Source organism: Limnospira sp. PMC 1279.21 (genome assembly GCF_032349615.1).
GTDB lineage: Bacteria > Cyanobacteriota > Cyanobacteriia > Cyanobacteriales > Microcoleaceae > Limnospira > Limnospira fusiformis.
Map to the genome: position 1 here is coordinate 1 of NZ_JARPLU010000267.1, position 4,335 is coordinate 4,335.

3 protein-coding genes and 1 pseudogene are annotated in these 4,335 nt (G+C 45.2%); 2 read left to right on the forward strand and 2 right to left on the reverse strand.

What is annotated here, in order from left to right; genetic code table 11:
• Window positions 1–295: 295 nt before the first annotated feature.
• Complete coding sequence (locus tag P5683_RS23120; RefSeq protein WP_008056835.1) at window positions 296–703, reverse strand: hypothetical protein; 408 nt, start codon at window positions 701–703, stop codon at window positions 296–298.
• Between the two features lie 422 nt (window positions 704–1,125).
• The gene (locus P5683_RS23125; RefSeq protein ID WP_006621737.1) at window positions 1,126–1,950 is read right to left on the reverse strand and encodes a pentapeptide repeat-containing protein; all 825 of its coding nucleotides are present in this window, start codon (window positions 1,948–1,950) and stop codon (window positions 1,126–1,128) included.
• Window positions 1,951–2,269: 319 nt separating this feature from the next.
• On the opposite strand from P5683_RS23125, the gene ilvD reads away from it, so the two are divergent.
• Window positions 2,270–3,952, forward strand: a complete 1,683-nt coding sequence (gene ilvD / locus P5683_RS23130) for a dihydroxy-acid dehydratase (RefSeq protein ID WP_006667951.1) — start codon at window positions 2,270–2,272, stop codon at window positions 3,950–3,952.
• Window positions 3,953–4,249: 297 nt separating this feature from the next.
• Window positions 4,250–4,335, forward strand: a pseudogene (locus tag P5683_RS23135) (IS607 family transposase); the annotation flags it as partial.

A 4,335-nucleotide genomic window follows, 5' to 3' on the forward strand; every position in this document is an offset into this window, starting at 1 on the left:
ATTATACCGTATTGCCGTCAAATGTTAACCTAATTTGAGATTAAATCATGCTCCACAGGCATTACCACCCAGAGTCCCTGGGCTATTCAAGCATCATAGCAGATACAAGACTTCCTTCTTACGGTTAGGTTTTTACCTCAGCACCGCAGCGGGAAATCTCTACCTAATTTCTAGCACAGAACACCATAACCTGAATTGTCAAGTGACACCTATTGTTAAGTTTGATCACGTCCCTGTCAACTTCGCAATATCTGCCACAGAGATGAGGATAAGGCACATTAAGCGATCGAAGATACTAAAGACCAGAACAGGTTCCGCGTCCCCATTGACCATCATAGGATACGGAAACTTTAGTTCCGGGTCTAGGTTGAAACTCTGCCAAATCAATTAAAGTGACACTAGCCATACCGCTGACATTGCCACGATAAACCCGTTGACCTTGATCATTTCTGCGATCGAATTGTAAACGGGAAGATTGAGCGATACCCGCACCCGTCCGAGCATTACGAAACTCTACTTCCTGTTCAAAGCCAGTATTAGGACTCCAGGGAACAGAAAAAGATAGGTTATCTGCGTCGGTCCGGAAAATAGTTCCCCGACAGACAATATCAGCCAAGGCTTTAGGAACAGCAACTCCTAAAACACTTATACCAATAATAGTTGGGGTAGCGACAATGAAATTCAACCTATTTGTCCACTGCATTGGAATTACTCCTCACCACAAATTAATTCAACCTTGTAGCATACTCTGTCGGGTTCACTCTAGCCACATTAACAAATATTAACATCAGCAATAGTTTCTCAAACCTCAATGGCAATTCACCCATATTGATCATGGTATAGAGCCGGATTTCCATCAGAACTTATGGAGCATAAATATATACAAATTTGAGACACTATGCTATAATTACCCAGTCGATAGTATAGAAACCCAATTTTCTCTAAGTTAGACTAATTAACCAAGGGTGAGTCAGAAGCACTAATTTTGATGTCCTGTAGCATAATTAACAATCATGAGCAATCCGCAACCAAAGCCCGAGATAGATCCGATCACAGTAACAGTGGTGTTAACAGCCCTGATATTAATTCCCCTAATTATTGCGGGATTCTCGCCCTAAAGGCTAATTAATCAGGTAAAATAGCGCCCCGCAAATCAGCATCACGCAAATTAGCGCGGTAGAGTACCGTGTCCAACATGACAGCCTCAATCAAATTAACGCCACTAAGATTAGACCAATTGAGTTTAGTGCGATAAAGTCGGGCGCGACTCATATTAGCCCCCCTTAAACTGGTCCAACTGACATTAGCCGCCCGTAGATTCGCCTCACTGAGGTTAGCATCAGTTAAATCAGCCCCCACCATAGTAACCCGACTCAAATCAGCTCGATGAAAATTAGCTCCCATCAGCATCGCGCCACTGAGGGTAGCATTAGATAAATTAGCACCCTCAAGGGTAGAATCGCGCATAATCACATTAGTGAGATTAGCTCCATCCAAGTTAGCACCACTCAAATTAGCTTTTAACAAATTAGTTCGGATCAAAGTGCTGTTAACTAGATGAGCGCCAATAAAATTAGCCTCTGTAAAATTAGCCTCAGCCAAATTAGCATCAGTAAGATTAGCCATATTTAGGGTGACATTTTTGGAGATAGACCCCCGCATACTAGCCCCGGTTAGATTAGCCCTAGAAAAATTAGCATCAGTTAAATTAGCGCTAATCAGGTTAGCATCAGCGAGTTGAGCATCAGTGAGATCCACGCCCATCAATTTAGACTCACGGAAATTAGAGCCACTCAGATTAGTATTAATGAAGCTAGTATTTTCGAGATTAGCCCGGATAAAGCTAACCTCCCGCAGATCCATATCACTGAGATTGACCCCAACCAGGTTAACAGACCGAAACATTCTCTCTCCGGCGGCATATTGTTTGAGTAGCTCCTCAACCTCCATGTTTAATTAACCTCATCATCAGTATTGCAGTATTAAACAACTGAGGGCTAAAATCCCTCAGAATTATGATTTCAACAAGTTTCCCTACTTTCCGCACTATATGTCCAACCGCGTAGTTATACCCTGTATGTAATAATCATCTCCTGAAAACGGCACATTGGTGGTGATAGTTCATAATTTGAGGGGTAACCCCCACATCCTGTCCCCAATTAGCGATCGCTTAGGCATCACTAACCTGGTAAATTATAGGATCGTTAGGGAAAGATACCAGAGAAAATAGGTCAACCCCCCAAGATTTACTAGAAACAGGAAACCAGGGATGTCAGATAATTTGAGAAGTAAAGCAATTACCCAGGGCAATCAGCGAACCCCTAACCGGGCTATGTTAAGGGCTGTAGGCTTTGGCGATGAGGATTTCAATAAACCCATTGTGGGCATTGCTAATGGTTATAGTACCATTACTCCCTGCAATATGGGCTTAAATGATTTAGCATTACGGGCAGAAGCGGCCCTGAGACAATCGGGAACTATGCCCCAACTGTTTGGAACCATTACTATCAGTGATGGTATCTCTATGGGTACGGAGGGGATGAAATATTCCCTAGTGTCGCGGGATGTAATTGCCGATTCCATAGAAACTGTCTGTAATGGTCAGAGTATGGATGGGGTGTTAGCTATTGGCGGATGTGATAAAAATATGCCTGGGGCGATGATTGCCATTGCTCGCATGAATATTCCGGCAATTTTCGTTTACGGGGGAACTATCAAACCGGGTCACTATAATGGCTGTGACCTCACTGTGGTTAGCGCCTTTGAAGCGGTGGGACAACATAGCGCGGGGAAAATCCCTGATGAGGAATTACTGGGGATTGAACGCAATGCTTGTCCTGGGGCGGGTTCCTGTGGTGGTATGTTTACGGCTAATACTATGTCGTCAGCTTTTGAGGCTATGGGGATGAGTTTGATGTACTCTTCGACTATGGCGGCTGAAGATGCGGAGAAAGCGGAAAGCACTGAACAATCGGCGTTTGTATTGGCTGAGGCGATTCGGAAACAGATTTTACCGAGCCAAATTCTCACCCGTGATGCTTTTGAAAATGGTATGGCGGTGATTATGGCTGTGGGGGGTTCTACTAATGCGGTGCTACATTTACTGGCGATCGCCAGTTCTATGGGGGTAGAACTAACTCTGGATGATTTTGAAACTATGCGACAACGGGTTCCGGTATTGTGCGACCTGAAACCTAGTGGTCGGTTTGTAACTACAGAATTTCACCAAGCTGGGGGAGTTCCCCAGGTGATGAAAATGTTGTTGGAACATGGCTTGTTACATGGCGATGCTTTGACGATTACTGGTAAAACTATTGCGGAACAGTTGACTGATATCCCGGCTGAACCTGACCCTAACCAGGAGGTGATTCGCCCTTGGGATAATCCTATGTATGCTCAAGGACATTTGGCTATTCTCAAGGGTAATTTGGCTTCGGAGGGGTCTGTGGCTAAAATTACTGGGGTCAAAAATCCTCAAATTACTGGACCGGCTAGGGTGTTTGAGTCGGAGGAGGAATGTCTTGAGGCAATTCTGGCGGGTTCAATTAATCCGGGAGATGTGATTATCGTCCGCTATGAAGGCCCGAAAGGGGGGCCGGGAATGCGGGAGATGCTGGCTCCTACTTCGGCGATTATTGGGGCTGGTTTGGGGGATTCTGTGGGGCTGATTACTGATGGTCGCTTCTCAGGGGGAACCTATGGTCTGGTTGTGGGTCATGTGGCTCCAGAGGCGGCGGTCGGAGGTGCGATCGCCTTAGTGAAGGAGGGCGATAGTATTACTATTGATGCTAAAGCCCGCCTATTACAAATTAATATCTCTGATGAGGAATTACAGGCGCGACGGGAGGAATGGCAGCCTCGTCAACCTCGCTATACGAGGGGAGTCCTAGCTAAGTATGCTAAGTTGGTATCCACTAGCAGTCGCGGCGCGGTCACGGATGTAAATTTGTAACCTAGGTTCGACTTAATCATTTTCGTAGGGTGCGTCAGAAGCAGGCTATCTACATCCTCACCGAATCATTATCGGCGCTACGCACCTCAATCAATTATCTGGGCTTTGATGATAATTCTCGGTGTCTGGTGCGTCAGAAATCAATTATCGGGTGTTGATGATAATTCTCGGTGTCTGACGCACCCTACGGTATGATTACCTAGGAGTGTCACAAAAAGGAGCATGATTTAATCTCAAATTAGGTTAATATTTTAGGGCAATAGGGTCTAATAAGCGAGAAGAGTTGAGGATAAACCTATTGCCAGATATGTCAAACCCAAGGAAGCCGCCCAAATCCTTCGAGTCCATGAAAGAACACTCCGCAGATGGGACGACAATGGCTT